The organism is Microbacterium sp. NPDC089188, from assembly GCF_040685155.1.
GTDB classification, from domain to species: Bacteria; Actinomycetota; Actinomycetes; order Actinomycetales; family Microbacteriaceae; genus Microbacterium; species Microbacterium galbum.
Map to the genome: position 1 here is coordinate 43,739 of NZ_JBFBHH010000005.1, position 15,478 is coordinate 59,216.

Genomic DNA, 15,478 nt, shown 5'->3' on the forward strand with positions numbered 1-15,478 from the left:
TGCGGCATCCGCCCCTCGGCCGGGACATCCACCGCGCGCCGTCTCGCTCGGCCTCATCGCCTCGCGCATCCTCGAACGTTCGAGACCGCGGCGACCATCGACTCGCCCGCGGGCCGTCAGGACGCCCAGCCCGCGAGGCGCAGCAGCGCCGCGGTCGCCGCCGCCCCCGCGACGACGACGAGGAACGGCGCGCGCACGCCCAGCAGCAGGGCGGCGACGCCGACGGCGGCCACGCGCGCATCGACCACGACCGCCTGACCCGCACCGAGCGTCTGCACGACGACCAAGGCCGCCAGGAGCGCGACGGTCAGCAAGTCGGCGACGCGCGCGGGGCGCGGCGCATCCAGCCAGTGCGCGGGCAGCAGATATCCCGTCGCCTTCAGTGCGAGGCAGATCACCGATGCCGCGAGAACGGCCGTCCACAGAGTCATGGCATCCGCCCCTCGTCGGGTGTCGCACGGGGCGACCGGTCGAGCACCCCCACCGCGACGGCCACCCCTGCGGCGGCGATGACCGGAATACCGGGCATGAGTGCGGGGGTGAGCAGGACCGCGACGACGGCGGCGCCGGCCGCGACCGCGAGAGGCTGTCGACCCCTCAGCCGCGGCCACAGCAGCGCGAGGAAGGCCGCCGCTGCGGCCGCATCCAGACCGTACGCGCGCGGGTCGCCGAGGACGTCGCCGAGGAGAGCACCGAGCAGCGTCGAAAGGTTCCAGCCGAGCCAGATCGCCACCCCGGTGACCCAGAACCCGACTCGACGCGCGCGCGGCTCGGTCTGCGCCAGGCCGACGGCGACGGACTCGTCGATCGTGAAGTGCGTCGCGCCGGCCTTGCGCCAGAAGCCTCCCGCCACCACCGGGGCCATCCGCATCGCGTAGGCCGCGTTTCGCGCACCCAGCAGCACCGCCGAGGCGATGGCCGCGGGAGCCGCGGCGACTCCTCCGGCGGCAATCACCCCGACGAAGGCGAACTGCGACCCACCCGTGAACATCAGCAGGCTCAGCACGCAGGTCTGCCAGACATCGAGACCGGATGCCACCGACAAAGCGCCGAACGAGATGCCGTACGCGCTGGTGGCGAGAGCCACGGCGAGACCTTGGCGGGCCGCGACACCCTCGGGTGTTCGGGAGAGCGAACGCATAGTCATCATCGTGAACGACATTCGCGTCGTTCGTCAAGTCGAACGTTCGCCGAGCATAATGAACGTATGACCGAGCTCGGCGACCGCATCGCGACGACGCTCCGGCGCGAGCGCGAGAGACGCGACCTCAGCGTCTCGGAACTCGGCCGGCGCGCCGGCGTCGCGAAGGCCACGATCTCCCAGCTCGAGAACGGCGGCGGCAACCCCAGCGTCGAGACGCTCTGGGCGCTGGCGAGCGCGCTCGACGTCCCCTTCGCCGTCTTCGTCGACGAGGGCATCCGCTCCCCCACCCTCATCCGCGCCGGAGAAGCAGCCACGGCGGTGCCGTCCTCGGCATCCGACTATTTGGCCGTTCTGCTGTCGGCGAGCCCTCCGCACGCCCGCCGTGACATCTACCTCCTGAGTGCCGAGCCGGGCTCGCCGCGCGTGTCCGACCCGCACCCCCGCGGCACCGTCGAGCATCTGGTGATGGTGAGCGGTCGCGGGCGGGTCGGTCCCGCCGACGCCCCCTTCGAGCTCTTCCCCGGTGATTACCTCTCGTACGCCGGTGATGCCGCGCATGTCTTCGAGGCCCTCACCCCCGGTATGAGCGCGGTGTGCGTGGTCGAGTCGCACTGACTCGCTGGCCGGTGACTCCCGCTCGACCCTGCCGGACGGGCTTCACCGACGGCATTCGGATGGACGGGCTCGCTCGATGACAGGGGTCGGTGCGCGGCGTAGTGTGCGGGTCATGTCCCGCGTCTTCGACATGACCATCTCGTCGGTCTATCCGCTGTACGTCGCGAAAGTCGAGCGCAAGGGGCGCACGAAGGACGAACTGGATGCCGTCATCCGCTGGCTGACCGGGTTCGACGACGCCGCCCTCGCGCGGCACATCGAGGGGACGACGACCTTCCGCGCGTTCTTCGACGAGGCGACGCTCAACCCGCACGCGAATCAGGTCACGGGAGTGATCTGCGGCATCCGGGTCGAAGAGATCGAGGATCCGCTGATGCACCGCATCCGCGTGCTCGACAAGCTCGTCGACGAACTCGCGAAGGGACGGCCGCTCGCGAAGGTCCTTCGGGGCGGAGAGGGCGTCTCGTCACCCGCGGGGTGAGCCCCTATCCGGGGAGAGAGCCCGCCACCAGCCGTCCGCGCGCCACGACGGCGACGACCGACTCGGCGCGGAGCGCCCCCGCGTCTTCCCAGGGACGCCCGCGGACCACCACGAGGTCGGCGGCGAAGCCGTCGGCGATGCGGCCGAGGTCGTGGCCACGGCCGATCGCGGCGGCCGCGCGCGACGTCGCCGACTGCAGCGCGCGAGCGGCATCCCAGTCGAAGACCCGCGCCATCGCGCGCAGCTCCTCCCATTGGTCGTCGAAGCCCACGTGGAAACCGTTCGCGTCGGTGCCGAGGACGAACTCCACCCCGGCCGCCGCGGCGGCGCGGAAGACGGGGTCGCGCCCCGAGACGAGCTCCTGCGCGATCTCGCGCTGACCGGGGGCCACCGGCACCGATCCATCGGCGATGCGGTCGTTGATGAGCAGGGTCGGTGCGACCGTCGTGCCGCCGGCGACCATCTGCGCCGCCAGGGCGGCGGTGAGCTTCGTCGCGTGCTCGACCGAGTCCACGCCGTGGGCGAGGGCGCGGCGGATGCCGTCCTCGGTATGGGCGTGCGCGGCGACGCGCATCCCCAGCGCGTGCGCCTCGTCGACGATCGCCGCGATCTCGGCATCCGTGTAGTTGCGCCACGACGCCTTGTCGCCGACGGAGAGCACCCCACCGCTGACGGGGACCTTGATGCCGTCGGCGCCCGAGCGCGCCCAGCGGCGCACGAGAGCCCGACAGGCGTCGGGGCCGTCGGCCACCGGCTTGCGGTCGACCACCGCGGGCGGGGTGAAGAGGTCGCCGTGGCCTCCGGTCATGTTGACCAGGCCGTGCGCGAGCACGCGAGGACCCTCGATCACGCCCGCCTCGAGGGCGCGGGAGAGCGAGAACTGGATGTCGTCCGCCGCCAAGTCGCGCACCGTCGTCACGCCCACGGCGAGCGCGCGCCGGGCGTGGGCGAGGCCGTGGAGCACCTGCTCCTCGGGGCGCGTCGTCAGCGGCCACGACAGGAAGTCGGCCGGGGTGTCGGAGGCGTTGCCGATGAGGTGGACGTGCGTGTCGATCAGACCGGGGATCACCGTCAGGTCCGCGTCGCCGGCGGACGCGGTGATGTCGACGGACGAGATCCGGCCCGCGCTCCAGCCCACCGCTCCGACGCCGCGATGCGCGTTCCCGTCCCAGATGTGGACACCGGACAGTTCATTGACGCTCACGCGATCACCTCGAGGAGTTCTGACGGGGGAAGAATCTGCCGAGGGCACGCGGCGGACGCATACGCGTCCCGGCCACCACGAGCACCGCGAGGGTGACGAGGTACGGGGCGGCCGTCGCGAGCGCGCTCGGGAGGGGCAGGACGAGGGCGGCGACCAGCAGGACCGCCCCGAGGATGAGGGACGGAACGGCCGCGCGGACCCCGAGGCGGCGGCGCAGACGCACCGCGCCGAGAACGACGAACACGGCGCCCAGGACGAACAGCATGCCGCGGAAGGTCTCCGGACGGCCGAGACCGACGGCGTCGCTGAAGCCGAACAGGGCCGATCCCGCGAAGACACCTCCCGGCATCCAGTTTCCGAAGATGAGGGTCGCGAGGCCGATGAAGCCGCGACCGGCGACCTGGTTCTCGACATAGCCCTGTGAGATGAGCACGAGGTAGCCGCCGGCGAAGCCGGCCATGCCGCTGCCCACGAGCACGGCCAGGTAGCGCGTGCGGTGCACGTGTCCGCCCAGCGCCTGCAGCGCGGCCGGCTCCTCCCCCGACGCGCGCATGCGCAGACCGAAGCGCGTGCGCCACAGCACGAACGCGGTCAGCGGGATGAGGGCGAGGCCGATGATCGCGGCCAGGGACACATCCCGGGTGAGACCGCCGACGATGCCCGCGAGGGGCGAGAGGACCGGGATGCCGGTGGCCTCGAGGTCGCGCAGAGGATCGGGGGTGCCGAAGCCGCCGGAGAGGAACGGCAGACTCACGCGCGGGACGTTGCCCTCGATGCGCGGCGAGCGCGCGACGCTGCCGCCGTCGAGTCCGCTGAAGACGATGTCGGAGAGGAAGCGGGCGAGGGCCGCGGCGAGCACGTTGATCGCGACACCGACGACGAGCTGGTTCAGGCCGAGCTCCAGGCACAGCACCGCCATCAGCAGCCCGAAGACGAGCCCGCCGACGACACCGCCGATCAGGGCGACCCACGGGCCGCCGAACCAGCCGAAGAGGCCGGCTCCCCACGTTCCGCCGATCATCATGCCCTCGAGGCCGACGTTGATGACGCCCGCGCGCTCGGAGTACAACGCGCCGACGGCCACGACGGCGATGGGGACGGTCAGGCGCAGGGCGGAGCCCCACGTCGACGAGGACGACAGGCCGGGTGCATCGCACACCCATTGCGCGATGAGGAGGAGTGCGAAGCCGAGGAGCACCCAGGACAGGACGCTGCGCGCGCGTCGGCGCGCCGAGGAGGGGGCGCGGGACGCCGCGGGGGCGGTGGTCACTGCGGTCATCTCGTCGACGCCTCCTTCGCACGACCGACGCGGGTGCGCCGGATCGCCGCCATGAGCGCCAGACGACGCTCGCCGTTCTCCACGACCCAGTAGCCGAGGGCCGAGCTCAGCAGCACGACCGCGAGGAAGAGCGTGCCGACCTCGGTGGGGAGCTTCACGATGCCGAGCACCTGGGCGCTGCGCTCCACGAACGCCAGGACCAGGGCACCCAGCGCCGTGCCGATCGGGTGCGAGCGGCCGAGCAGGGCGGCGGCGAGCCCCGTGAACATCAGGTCGGTCGGAAGGGTGCCGTCCAGCCGGTGCGCGGTTCCGAGCACGTGCGGCAGGCCCACGAGCCCCGCGATGGCGCCCGAGGCGAGAAGCGAGGTGACGATGCGGCGCCGGACCGAGATGCCGGCGGACTCCGCGGCATCCGGAGACAGGTTCGCCACCGTCACGGTGTAGCCCCACACGGTGCGCTCGTGCAGGAGGAAGAACCCGATGCCGAGCAGCACGGCGAGCGGGAGGAAACCCGAGATCTGCACGCGTCCGCCGAGGTCGATGAGCGCGGGCATCGAGCCGTTCCCGCCGATCGGCGCCGAGCCGGTGTTCTGGCCCCCGCCGGAGCGGAACACGTCGGCCAGCAGCACGGCGACGACCGTGGTGGCGATCGCGTTCATGAGGATCGAGGTGATGACCTCGTTCACCCCGCGGTACACCTTCAGCAGGGCGGGCACGAGAGCCCACGCGGCCCCGGCCGCGGCACTCGCGAGCAGCGTCAGCGGGAGGGTGATCCACAGCGGGAACGGCAGCGAGGCGGCGACGACGGCGCCCACGAGCGCCGCGACGCGGTACTGCCCGTCGACACCGATGTTGAACAGCCCCATGCGCAGCGAGAAGGCCGCCGCGATCCCGGCGAAGTACAGCGGGATGGCGTTGTTGACGGTGGATGCCAGGGACTCCGGCGTCGTGCCGTAGGTCCACATCACCTCGAAGGCGGATGCCGCGGAGTATCCGGACACGGTGAGGAACAGGGCCGTGACGACCAGCGCGAGCACGATCGCGATGACCGGGCCGGCGACGGTGCGGAGGATGCGGGCGATCATGCGGCCTCCTCCCCGCCGCGCGCGCCGGTCATGTACTCGCCGACGGTGCCCGCGTCGACGCCGCGGGCGTCGAGCTCGGCCACGATGCGTCCGCGGTGCAGCACCAGGATGCGGTCGGACAGCGCGAGGATCTCGTCGAGGTCGGCCGAGACGAGGAGGGTCGCGAGGCCGCGGTCGCGGGCGGCCGTGAGCTCGCTCCAGATCGCGGCCTGCGCGCCGATGTCGACGCCACGCGTGGGGTGGGCGGCCAGGAGCAGGCGCGGGGAGCGCAGGAGCTCGCGGCCCACGATGAACTTCTGCTGGTTTCCACCCGACAGGGTCGCCGCTCTCGTGGCGGGCCCCCCGCCGCGCACATCGAAGGCCGCGATGATCTCGGCCGCCGCCTTCGCGGCGGCGGCACGGGAGAACCAGGGCCCGCGCCGCACGGGGGCGAGCTGCTGGTAGCCGAGCACGGCGTTGTCGCGGAGGGGCAGTGGCAGCACGATCCCGTCGCGGTGGCGGTCCTCCGAGATGTAGCCCATGCCGCGGGCCCGCCGCTGAACGGTCGTCGCCGCGCTGACGTCGTCGCCGTCGAGGAGCACCGTGCCCGTGGCATCCGCTCGTCCGATGAGGGCGGCGAGCAGTTCGGACTGCCCGTTGCCCTCGACCCCGGCCACGCCGACGATCTCGCCCGCGTGCACGCGGAAGGCGACGTCGGAGAGCAGCGGGACGGCTTCGGTTCCCGCGACCGTCAGCCCGCGCGTCTCGAGGACCACCCGGTCCGAGACGGGCGACTCGCGCGGGGTCACGACGGGCATCTCGGATGCCACCATCAGCCGCGCCAGCTGGGGCGCAGTCGTCTCGGCGGGCACGGCGGTGCCGACCACCCGACCCGCGCGGATCACCGTGATGTCGTCGGCGAAGGAGAGCACCTCGTCGAGCTTGTGGGAGATGAAGATGACCGCCGCGCCGGCGCGCGTGAAGTCGCGCATCGCGGCGAAGAGGGCCTCGGCCTCGGCGGGGACGAGCACCGCGGTCGGCTCGTCGAGGATGATGATGCGCGCGTCGCGGTACAAGACCTTGAGGATCTCGACGCGCTGCCGCGTACCGACGCCGAGATCCTCGGTCTCGGCGTCGACGGGGACCGGGAAGCCGGTGCGCTCCGCGAGCTCGCCCACCTCACGGCGTGCGCGCGCTGCGTCGATCAGCACCGGCGGACCGGGTTCGTCGGCGAGGACGACGTTCTCCCACACCCGCAGGGCGGGAGCGAGCAGGAAGTGCTGGTGCACGATGCCGATGCCGGCCGCCTGCGCGTCGCGCGGCGAGCGGAAGGTCACGGGAGCGCCGTCGATCTCGATCGTCCCCTCGTCGGGGCTCTCCTCGCCGGAGAGGATCTTCATGAGCGTCGACTTGCCCGCGCCGTTCTCACCCACCACCGCGTGCACGCTTCCCGCGCGGACCGTGAGGTCGATCCGGTCGTTCGCGGTGAACGTCCCGAAGCGCTTCACGATGCCGCTCAGGCGCACCAGCACCTCCTGCTCGTCGGTCATCACAGGGCCGTCGGAACCGTGATCTTGCCGTCGACGATGTCCTTCTCGATCGCGGCGAGCTGGTCGGCGTACGCGTCGAGGAAGCCACCCGAGGTCGAGTATCCGACACCGTCGTTCGACAGGTCGTAGCGCACCTCGCCGGGCTGGAGCGAGCCGTCCAGGAACTCCGAGATCGAGGTCTTCACCGCGACGTCGACGTTCTTGATCGCCGAGGTCAGGATGAACGGCTTGATGGTGTCGGAGACCGTCTGGTAGACGTCGGCGTCGACACCGATGGCCCAGTTCTTCTTGGCATCCGTCGAGCTGGCGGCCGCTTCTTCGTAGACGCCCTGACCGGATCCACCGGCGGCCGCGTAGACGACGTCGGCGCCGCCGGCGTACATGGACGCCGCGGCCTCCTTGCCCTTCGTCGGGTCGGAGAAGCCGGTGAAGTCGCCGAGGGGCGCGAGGTAGGTCTTGTCGACGACGATCGACGGGTCGACCGACTTCGCTCCGGCCTCGAAGCCGGTGAAGAAGTTCTGGATGCTGGGCTGGTCCACTCCGCCGACGAAGCCGACGTGCTTCGAGGTCGAGGCCAGGGCCGCCGCGACCCCGACGAGGTAGGACGACTGCTCGGCCGCGAAGGAGATCGTGGTGACGTCGTCGATGACCGTGCCGGTGTCGGCGTCGACCTGCACGAAGGCGGTGTCGGGGTGGGCGGTCTCGGACATGGGCTGCTGCCACTGGAAGCCGATGCCGATCGCGAGAGACGCGTTCTGCGACAGGGCGAGGTCGACGCGGTCCTGGTAGTCGTCGGTGTTGGGGCTGGAGAGCTCCAGCGGCGCGAACGAGTCCTCCTGCTGGGCCTCGGTGAACCCCTTGTAGGCGCTGTCCATGAAGGAGAAGTCACCGGTGGTGCCGTACAGCAGCGCGATCGTCGGTCCGTCGGACGCGGCCGAGGCCGACCCGGTGTCGGCGGTCTTGCCGCCGCAGCCGGTGAGCGCCAGAGCGGCGACGGTGAGGACGCCGCCCATCGTGAGCAGGGATCGGGTCAGGGGGCGTGACATGGGGACTCCTTCGGTTCGGGTGGGGCGCAGGTCATGTAATCGATTGCACACTGGTCGGACGAATGAGGGGGATGCGACCGAGAGTCACCTTACTCATACCCGTCATTGCTGCCGATTTCAGTCGTGTTGCGGTTCGATTTCGTCACACGTGGGTTGGTAATCGATTGCGTACGCTGAGCGAGTGACCGATTCCGCGCCCTCCGACGAGCTCGCCACCCTCGCCGATGTGGCCTCCGAGGCAGGGGTCTCGACGGCGACCGTGTCGCGCGCGCTCTCGGGATCCCGACCCGTCTCCCCCGACACCCTCAAGCGCGTCCGCGCCGCCGCCGCGCGTCTCGGGTATCGCCACAACGCCGTCGCCAGCGCGCTCCGCTCGAACCGCACCCAGAGCGTGGGGATCGTCCTCCCCCGCTACGCCACGGTCTTCCTGTCCGCCCTCATCGAATCGGTGACCGAGAGTCTCGACGCCCAGGGCATCGGGGCCCTGCTCCGGTACGTCGCGCCCGACGGCGCCGACCACGACGAGCGCGTCGCCGACCTGCTCGACCGCCGGGTCGACGGGCTCATCGTCTGTCCTCCCACCATCGAAGCCTCGGGCCACGCCCAGCGCCTCTCGCACGGTCTGCCCATCGTGCAGGTGGGGCGCTTCCTCGATCCCGACACCCCCAGCGCGGTGAGCCTCGACGAGACGAGCTCGGCCGGTCTCCTCGCGCACCACCTCGCCCGCACCGGCACCCGCAAGATCATCACGGTCGGCCTCGATCCCGACGCGCCCGCTGACGCGACGCGCATCCGCTCGGTCGGGGACGCGTGCGCCGCGCGGGGCATCGCGCCCGGCGCCGTGGTGTACCGCGGCAGCGATCTGCTCGCCGGAGTGACCGCGGCGGAGGAGTTGTGGGATGCCGTCACCCCGGGCGAGACGCTCGTGTGCGCCAACGACGACGTGGCCACCGGTGTACTCACCGTCCTGCGGGCGCGCGGAGTCCGCGTCCCGGACGACGTGCAGATCGCCAGCCTGCTGCAGCTGTATCCCGACGCCCAGGGCACGCCCCTCACCTCGCTCCGGCACCCCTGGCGTCAGATGGGCGCTGAGGCCGTCGAGATGCTCGAGCACGCGCAGCGCTCGCGCGTCGCCGCGCGGCGACGCACCGCCCTGAGCGCCGACCTCGTCGTGGGCGCGAGCACCCGGACCCCTCAGGAGGAGTCATGACCGCACCCGTGGACCTCGTCATCCGTCACGCCCGCGTCGCCGCCGAGACGCACCGCCCCGCTCCGGGGTACCCCGACCTGCCGCGCGCGGACACCGCCTCGAGGGGCGGTGTCCGCGATCTGCCCGGTCACAGCATCGGTGTGAGCGCGGGACGCATCGCCTGGATCCTCCCCGACGACGAGGTCGACCTCGCGGCACTGACCGACGCGGAGATCATCGACGCAAGCGGCCTCGTCGCCCTCCCCGGTCTGGTGAACAGTCACACCCACACGCCGATGGTCATGTTCCGCGGCGCGGCCTCCGACGTCCCCACCGCCGAGTGGTTCAACGACCACGTGTGGCCCATGGAGGTCAACCTCACCGACCGCGACATCCGCCTCGGCGCGCGCATCGCGATCGGCGAGCTGCTCCTCGGCGGCGTCACCACCTTCGCCGACCATTACTTCGGCATGTCGACCATCGCCGAAGAGGTCGAGGGCTCCGGCATCCGGGCTCTGCTGGCCGACACCTTCTTCTCGTCCGAGGGCGCGGCCGGTCGCGAGCGCAGCGCGGCGTTCGCGCGCGACGCCGCGGGCTCGGCGAACGGACGCATCACCACGGCCCTCGGCCCGCACGCGCCCTACACCGTCGACGACGACGACCTGCGGGCGACGGCCCGGGATGCCGAGCGCCTGGGCGTGCGCATCCACATCCATGCCGCCGAGAACCTCACGCAGACCGCGTCCAGCCGCTCGCGCGACGGCCGCACCCCGATCGGCATCCTGCATGAGACCGGCGTGCTCGAAGCCGGCGCGCTCATCGCCCACGGCGCGGGCATCGTCGCCGAGGACGCGGAGCTGCTCACCCCCTACGCCGACCGCGTGGGTGTCGCGTCGTGCACGAAGACGTATCTGCTCCACGCGCAGGAGGGCACCACTCCCCTGCGTCTCCTTCACGACGCCGGCATCAGCGTCGGCATCGGCACCGACGGAGCCGCGGGCAGCATGACCCTCGACGTGTGGGAGAACATGCGCCTTCTCGGCATGATCGAGAAGTACGCGTCGGGGGATGCCACCTGGGCGACCTCTGCGCACCTGCTCGACCTCGCGACGCGTCAGAACGCCGAGGTGCTCGGCCTCGCCGGCGAGATCGGCGCGCTACGGCCGGGGCTCCGCGCCGACATCGTGCTCGTGGACTTCCGCACCCCGCACCTGCAACCCGTGCACGACCTCGCGCACTCGCTCGCCCTCAGCGCGCACCAGGGAGACGTGACGACCGTGATCGTCGACGGCCGGGTCGTCGTCCGGGACCGTCGGCTGCTGACGATCGATCTCGAGGAGGCTGTCGCGGAGCTCTCGGAGCGTCTTCCGGCGCTGACCGACCGCTCGCACGGACGGCGCGTCCAGGACTACGCGCCCTGAGCCCGGCCTCAGCCCGCGACGAAGCGCTCGACCTGCGCGACGGCGGCGTCGGTCACCGCGGCGAAGAGGCGCTCGCCCTTCGCCGCGGTGGCCGGACGAGGGTCTCCGAAGACCGCGCTCGCGCCGATCTCGTGCAGACGCACGGGCCGTAGTCCGAAGTCGACCGGGAACGCGGGATACTCCGGCTCCGCGCGCTCCATCCGCACGAGCTCGGGTGCGGATGCCAGCACCATCGAGGTCTCGATCTCTTCGGCGTGGTTCATCCCCGGCGCGGCGGGGGCGCTCTCGCGCACCGCGTCGGCGGCGTCGGCGAGACCGGGGTGGTCGAGCACGAGGACCCGCAGGCCCTCGGCGGCGAGGTCGCGCGCGGCAGCCGCGAGCGGGAGGCGGTTGCCGAAGTCGCCGTTGACGATGACCACGCGATCGAGGCCGGACGCCGCCGCGCCGCGGACGATGTCGAGAGCGAGGGCCCGCACGGTCTCGGGCGACAGCGATATGGTGCCCGGGTACCCCGACGTCGCCCACGTCTCGCCATAGGCGATCGCCGGCAGAAGGGCCCCGTCGCAGCGCTCCGCGACCGCCCGCGCGATGCGCTCGGCGACGATCGTGTCGGCGCTCAGGGGCAGATGCGGGCCGTGGGCCTCGAGGGCGCCCACGGCCAGCACGGCCAGGCGCCCGCCCGCCGCGACGTGTTCACGCACATCGGCGGACGAGGCACCGGCCAGTTCGAGCATCAGGCGTTGGCATCCTGGCGCTTGGCGCGCGAGGCGGCGCGGCCGCGCTCGGTCGCGTCGAGCACGACCTTGCGGATACGCACCTTCTCGGGCGTGACCTCGACGCATTCGTCGTCGCGGGCGAACTCGAGCGACTCCTCCAGCGTGAGCACGCGCGGGGGCGTCATCGACTCGAAGGAGTCCGAGGTCGACGAACGCATGTTCGTGAGCTTCTTCTCCTTGGTGATGTTGACGTCCATGTCGTCGGCGCGCGAGTTCTCGCCGATGACCATGCCCTCGTAGACCTCTTCGGTCGGCTGCACGAAGAAGCTCATGCGCTCCTGCAGGGCGATCATGGCGAACGGGGTGACGACGCCCATGCGGTCGGCGACGATCGAGCCGTTCTGGCGGGTCGTGATCGATCCCGCCCAGTCGTCGTAGCCGTGCGAGATGGCGTTGGCGATGCCGGTACCGCGCGTGATCGTGAGGAACTCGCTGCGGAAGCCGATGAGACCACGCGAGGGCACGACGAACTCCATGCGCACCCAGCCGGTGCCGTGGTTGGTCATGTTGTCCATGCGGCCCTTGCGCGCGGCCATGAGCTGCGTGATCGCGCCGAGGTGCTCCTCGGGGGCGTCGATGGTGAGGTGCTCGTACGGCTCCTTGAGCTTGCCGTCCTCGCCGCGCTTGGTGACCACCTGGGGCTTGCCGACGGTGAGCTCGAAGCCCTCGCGGCGCATGTTCTCGACGAGGATCGCGAGAGCCAGCTCACCGCGGCCCTGGACCTCCCAGGCGTCCGGGCGTCCGATGTCGACGACCTTGAGCGAGACGTTGCCGATGAGCTCGCGGTCGAGGCGGTCCTTCACCATGCGGGCGGTGAGCTTGTGCCCCTTGACCTTGCCCATGAGGGGCGAGGTGTTGGTCCCGATGGTCATCGAGATGGCCGGGTCGTCGACCGTGATGGCCTTGAGCGGGCGCACGTCCTCGGGGTCGGCGATGGTCTCGCCGATCGTGATGTCGGGGAAACCGGCGATCGCGACGATGTCGCCGGGGCCGGCGTCTTCGGCGGGGAAACGCTCGAGGGCGCGGGTCTTGAGCAGCTCGGTGATGCGGGCGTTGCTGGTGGTGCCGTCGGCGCGCACCCAGGCGACGGTCTGGCCCTTCTTGAGCGTGCCGTTGAAGACGCGCAGCAGCGCGAGGCGGCCGAGGAAGGGGCTCGAGTCGAGGTTGGTGACCCAGGCCTGCAGCGGCGCTTCGTCGTCGAACGACGGAGCGGGCACGTGCTCGAGGATCGCGCCGAACAGGGGCTCGAGGTCGTCGTTGTCGGGCAGCGCGCCGTTGTCCGGACGCGTGAGGGATGCCGCGCCGGCACGGCCGGAGGCGTAGACCACCGGCACGTCGAGCAGCGCGTCGACGTCGAGGTCGGGCACGTCGTCGACCAGGTCGGAGGCGAGGCCCAGCAGCAGGTCGTGCGCCTCCTCTTCGACCTCGGCGATGCGCGCGTCGGGGCGGTCGGTCTTGTTGACCAGGAGGATGACGGGGAGCTTGGCCTCGAGGGCCTTGCGCAGCACGAAGCGGGTCTGCGGCAGCGGACCCTCGGACGCGTCGACGAGCAGCACGACACCGTCGACCATCGACAGACCGCGCTCGACCTCGCCGCCGAAGTCGGCGTGGCCGGGGGTGTCGATCACGTTGATCGTGACGGGGACCTCGGTGTGGACACCGTTGTACTCGATCGCCGTGTTCTTGGCGAGGATCGTGATGCCCTTCTCGCGCTCGAGGTCGTTGGAGTCCATCGCGCGCTCTTCGACGTGCGCGTGGTCGCCGAACGAGCCGGTCTGGCGGAGCATGGCGTCGACGAGGGTCGTCTTGCCGTGGTCGACGTGCGCGACGATCGCGACGTTACGGAGGTCAGGACGAAGGGCGTGCGCCATGGAGGGTCTCCAGGAAAGTGAGGGGTGGCGCCCGGAATCGGGCCCTCACAGTCTACCGGGCGCCCGCAACACTCCCGGCAGCGCACGTTCAGGAAGCGCGCACGCACGCGAAAGGGGCGGGATCCCGTGGGATCCCGCCCCCGTATCGCCGAGTCGGACTCAGCTGTTCTGGAAGCCGACGATCGTCCAGTCGACGGTCTCGAACTGGGTGGCGCCCCAGTTCACGAGGCCCTGCTTGACGGCCCAGACGTTGGGCAGCGGCGCGATCGGGATGATCGGCACCGACTCCCACAGGACCTTGTCGATCTCCTGCGCGGTCTCGAGGCGCGCGGCCGGGTCGAGCTCGTTGTTCGCCTGCTCCCACAGGGGGCCGAGACGATCATCGGCGATGCCGGTGAAGTTCTGCTCCGAGTCCACCGGAGTGAACAGCGAGCGCGTAGACGAGATCGGGTAGGCCGTGCCGACCCACGAGAAGGTCACCATCTCGAAGTCGCCCGGGATGATGTAGTCGCTGAAGTAGCCGCCCACGGGCACCGAGTTCAGCTCCACGGGGATGCCGAATTCGCTCAGGTCGGCCTGGATCTGCTCGGCGCGCTGGATGTTCGTCGCGGTGTCGGCCGGAACCGTGACCGAGAACGTCAGCGGCGTGCCGTCCTTGACCCAGGAGTCGCCGTCCTTGGTGTAGCCGGCGTCTTCGAGGTACTTCGCACCCGCGTCGGTGTCGTAGGGCAGCGCCTCGTCGGTGTAGCCCTCCTGACCGGGCATGAAGATGTAGCTGCCCTGGGTGATGGCAGGGACACCCACGGGCGCGTTCGCCGTGTTGGCGATCTGCTCGCGGTTGACGATGGATGCCACGGCCTTGCGGACGTTGACGTCGGCGAGCGGGCCATCGGAGGCGCGCATGGTGATGTGCGTCCAGGTCAGGCCGTTCGAGGCCTCGATCTGGGCACCCTGCACGTTCTGCGCGGTCTGGTAGAGGTCGGCGTTGGCCGAGATCTCGACGGCGTCGATCTCACCGTTGCTGAACGAGGAGCCCTGCTGGTCCTGGCTCACCGCGCGGTAGACGATCGTCTCGAGCTTGGGGGTCTCGCCCCACCAGTTCGGGTTGCGCTCGAGCGTCGCGATCCCGGCGGTCGCGTCGATCGAGCTCACCTTGAAGGGGCCCGACGACGGCACGGCCTGCGAGGTGTAGCCGGTGTTGAAGGTCGTCGGGTCGGCGGTGACGCTGGCCTTGAGCACGGGGCTCAGCAGCGACTGCCAGTCGGCGAACACCGACGAGAAGGTGATCTTGAGGTCGAACTCGTCCGTGCCCTGCTCGACCGAGGAGACCTGGTCCCATCCGGTGGTCGAGGTGACGATGTACTCGGGGTTCGAGCCGTTGTTGGCCTTCCACATGCCCTGGTAATCGGCGACGGTGATGGGCGTGCCGTCCTCCCAGACGGCATCCGGGTTCAGCTTGACCTCGACGACCTGCGGGTCTTCGCTGACGAGCTCGGCGGAGGAGGCGTAGTTCTCGTCGACGACGGGCTCGCCCGATTCGTCGATCTTGATCGGACCGCCGCTCATCGTCGTGTAGATGTCGTTGGTGTCGCGCTCGTTGCCGTCGATCTGGTAGATGTTCCAGTTCACCGGCAGAGACGACACGGCGAGCGTCAGCGAGCCGCCGTCCTGCACGTCGGCCGCGTCAGCGCGCACCCACGCGGTCGAGGGCAGGGAGTTCTGGTCGTCGGGGTTCGCCGACGGGGCCGCGGTGTTGCCCGGCGCACAGCCGGCGACGGCCAGGGCGGCGGCGCTCAGCAGCGCGAGTGCGCCGAGAGCCTTCGCTTTGCGGATCATGT

Annotated in this window: 14 protein-coding genes; 4 read left to right on the forward strand and 10 right to left on the reverse strand. The window is 70.9% G+C overall.

What is annotated here, in order from left to right:
* Positions 1–116: 116 nt before the first annotated feature.
* Positions 117–431 carry an AzlD domain-containing protein gene (locus AB0N80_RS16265; RefSeq protein WP_363579451.1) on the reverse strand — a complete coding sequence of 105 codons (315 nt, stop codon included), beginning with the start codon at positions 429–431 and terminating at the stop codon, positions 117–119.
* Entirely contained in the window at positions 428–1,141 is a 714-nt protein-coding gene (locus AB0N80_RS16270; RefSeq protein ID WP_363579453.1) for an AzlC family ABC transporter permease, read from the reverse strand. Before AB0N80_RS16270 ends, AB0N80_RS16265 begins: the two co-directional genes overlap by 4 nt.
* A 66-nt stretch (positions 1,142–1,207) precedes the next feature.
* Between AB0N80_RS16270 and AB0N80_RS16275 the strand changes: the two genes are divergently transcribed.
* A complete protein-coding gene (locus tag AB0N80_RS16275; protein ID WP_363579455.1) occupies positions 1,208–1,759 on the forward strand; it encodes a helix-turn-helix domain-containing protein in 552 nt (183 codons plus the stop codon).
* A 112-nt stretch (positions 1,760–1,871) separates the two neighbouring features.
* A complete protein-coding gene (locus AB0N80_RS16280; protein WP_363579457.1) occupies positions 1,872–2,240 on the forward strand; it encodes a DUF2200 domain-containing protein in 369 nt (122 codons plus the stop codon).
* A 4-nt stretch (positions 2,241–2,244) separates the two neighbouring features.
* Here AB0N80_RS16280 and AB0N80_RS16285 read toward each other — a convergent pair whose 3' ends face one another.
* The 5 genes from AB0N80_RS16285 to AB0N80_RS16305 are packed head-to-tail and all read right to left on the reverse strand — an operon-like array spanning position 2,245 to position 8,383.
* Positions 2,245–3,444 carry an amidohydrolase family protein gene (locus AB0N80_RS16285; protein WP_315995365.1) on the reverse strand — a complete coding sequence of 400 codons (1,200 nt, stop codon included), beginning with the start codon at positions 3,442–3,444 and terminating at the stop codon, positions 2,245–2,247.
* A gap of 4 nt (positions 3,445–3,448) precedes the next feature.
* Positions 3,449–4,723 (reverse strand): ABC transporter permease, encoded by a 1,275-nt coding sequence (locus AB0N80_RS16290; RefSeq protein ID WP_363579459.1) that lies wholly within the window; start codon positions 4,721–4,723, stop codon positions 3,449–3,451.
* Positions 4,720–5,808 carry an ABC transporter permease gene (locus tag AB0N80_RS16295; RefSeq protein ID WP_315995363.1) on the reverse strand — a complete coding sequence of 363 codons (1,089 nt, stop codon included), beginning with the start codon at positions 5,806–5,808 and terminating at the stop codon, positions 4,720–4,722. Before AB0N80_RS16295 ends, AB0N80_RS16290 begins: the two co-directional genes overlap by 4 nt.
* Entirely contained in the window at positions 5,805–7,337 is a 1,533-nt protein-coding gene (locus AB0N80_RS16300) for an ABC transporter ATP-binding protein (RefSeq protein ID WP_315995362.1), read from the reverse strand. The genes AB0N80_RS16295 and AB0N80_RS16300 overlap by 4 nt, the downstream gene beginning before the upstream one ends.
* The gene (locus tag AB0N80_RS16305) at positions 7,337–8,383 is read right to left on the reverse strand and encodes a BMP family ABC transporter substrate-binding protein (RefSeq protein ID WP_315995361.1); all 1,047 of its coding nucleotides are present in this window, start codon (positions 8,381–8,383) and stop codon (positions 7,337–7,339) included. The genes AB0N80_RS16300 and AB0N80_RS16305 overlap by 1 nt, the downstream gene beginning before the upstream one ends.
* A gap of 181 nt (positions 8,384–8,564) precedes the next feature.
* Here AB0N80_RS16305 and AB0N80_RS16310 point away from each other — a divergent pair, with 181 nt between their 5' ends.
* Together AB0N80_RS16310 and AB0N80_RS16315 are read left to right on the forward strand one after the other, a co-directional pair.
* Entirely contained in the window at positions 8,565–9,593 is a 1,029-nt protein-coding gene (locus AB0N80_RS16310; protein WP_363579462.1) for a LacI family DNA-binding transcriptional regulator, read from the forward strand.
* Entirely contained in the window at positions 9,590–10,993 is a 1,404-nt protein-coding gene (locus AB0N80_RS16315) for an amidohydrolase (protein ID WP_363392165.1), read from the forward strand. Before AB0N80_RS16310 ends, AB0N80_RS16315 begins: the two co-directional genes overlap by 4 nt.
* Positions 10,994–11,001: 8 nt before the next feature.
* Here AB0N80_RS16315 and AB0N80_RS16320 read toward each other — a convergent pair whose 3' ends face one another.
* The 3 genes from AB0N80_RS16320 to AB0N80_RS16330 all read right to left on the reverse strand — a co-directional run bounded on the left by AB0N80_RS16320 (position 11,002) and on the right by AB0N80_RS16330 (position 15,476).
* Positions 11,002–11,727: a creatininase family protein gene (locus tag AB0N80_RS16320; RefSeq protein WP_363579464.1), complete on the reverse strand. Its 726-nt coding sequence runs from the start codon at positions 11,725–11,727 to the stop codon at positions 11,002–11,004.
* Positions 11,727–13,640, reverse strand: coding sequence for a translational GTPase TypA (gene typA / locus AB0N80_RS16325; protein WP_315995357.1), 1,914 nt, complete (start codon positions 13,638–13,640; stop codon positions 11,727–11,729). Before typA ends, AB0N80_RS16320 begins: the two co-directional genes overlap by 1 nt.
* Before the next feature lie 159 nt (positions 13,641–13,799).
* Positions 13,800–15,476 carry an ABC transporter family substrate-binding protein gene (locus tag AB0N80_RS16330; RefSeq protein ID WP_315995356.1) on the reverse strand — a complete coding sequence of 559 codons (1,677 nt, stop codon included), beginning with the start codon at positions 15,474–15,476 and terminating at the stop codon, positions 13,800–13,802.
* Positions 15,477–15,478 lie beyond the last annotated feature (2 nt).

What these genes read in the sequence shown, in the direction of transcription:
- AB0N80_RS16295 (WP_315995363.1), bottom strand. Translation starts at nt 5,808, where the DNA reads ATGATCGCCCGCATCCTCCGCACCGTCGCCGGCCCGGTCATCGCGATC.
- AB0N80_RS16300 (WP_315995362.1), bottom strand. Translation starts at nt 7,337, where the DNA reads ATGACCGACGAGCAGGAGGTGCTGGTGCGCCTGAGCGGCATCGTGAAG.
- AB0N80_RS16290 (WP_363579459.1), bottom strand. Translation starts at nt 4,723, where the DNA reads ATGACCGCAGTGACCACCGCCCCCGCGGCGTCCCGCGCCCCCTCCTCG.
- AB0N80_RS16320 (WP_363579464.1), bottom strand. Translation starts at nt 11,727, where the DNA reads ATGCTCGAACTGGCCGGTGCCTCGTCCGCCGATGTGCGTGAACACGTC.
- typA (WP_315995357.1), bottom strand. Translation starts at nt 13,640, where the DNA reads ATGGCGCACGCCCTTCGTCCTGACCTCCGTAACGTCGCGATCGTCGCG.
- AB0N80_RS16280 (WP_363579457.1), top strand. Translation starts at nt 1,872, where the DNA reads ATGTCCCGCGTCTTCGACATGACCATCTCGTCGGTCTATCCGCTGTAC.
- AB0N80_RS16265 (WP_363579451.1), bottom strand. Translation starts at nt 431, where the DNA reads ATGACTCTGTGGACGGCCGTTCTCGCGGCATCGGTGATCTGCCTCGCA.
- AB0N80_RS16275 (WP_363579455.1), top strand. Translation starts at nt 1,208, where the DNA reads ATGACCGAGCTCGGCGACCGCATCGCGACGACGCTCCGGCGCGAGCGC.
- AB0N80_RS16315 (WP_363392165.1), top strand. Translation starts at nt 9,590, where the DNA reads ATGACCGCACCCGTGGACCTCGTCATCCGTCACGCCCGCGTCGCCGCC.
- AB0N80_RS16305 (WP_315995361.1), bottom strand. Translation starts at nt 8,383, where the DNA reads ATGTCACGCCCCCTGACCCGATCCCTGCTCACGATGGGCGGCGTCCTC.
- AB0N80_RS16270 (WP_363579453.1), bottom strand. Translation starts at nt 1,141, where the DNA reads ATGCGTTCGCTCTCCCGAACACCCGAGGGTGTCGCGGCCCGCCAAGGT.
- AB0N80_RS16330 (WP_315995356.1), bottom strand. Translation starts at nt 15,476, where the DNA reads ATGATCCGCAAAGCGAAGGCTCTCGGCGCACTCGCGCTGCTGAGCGCC.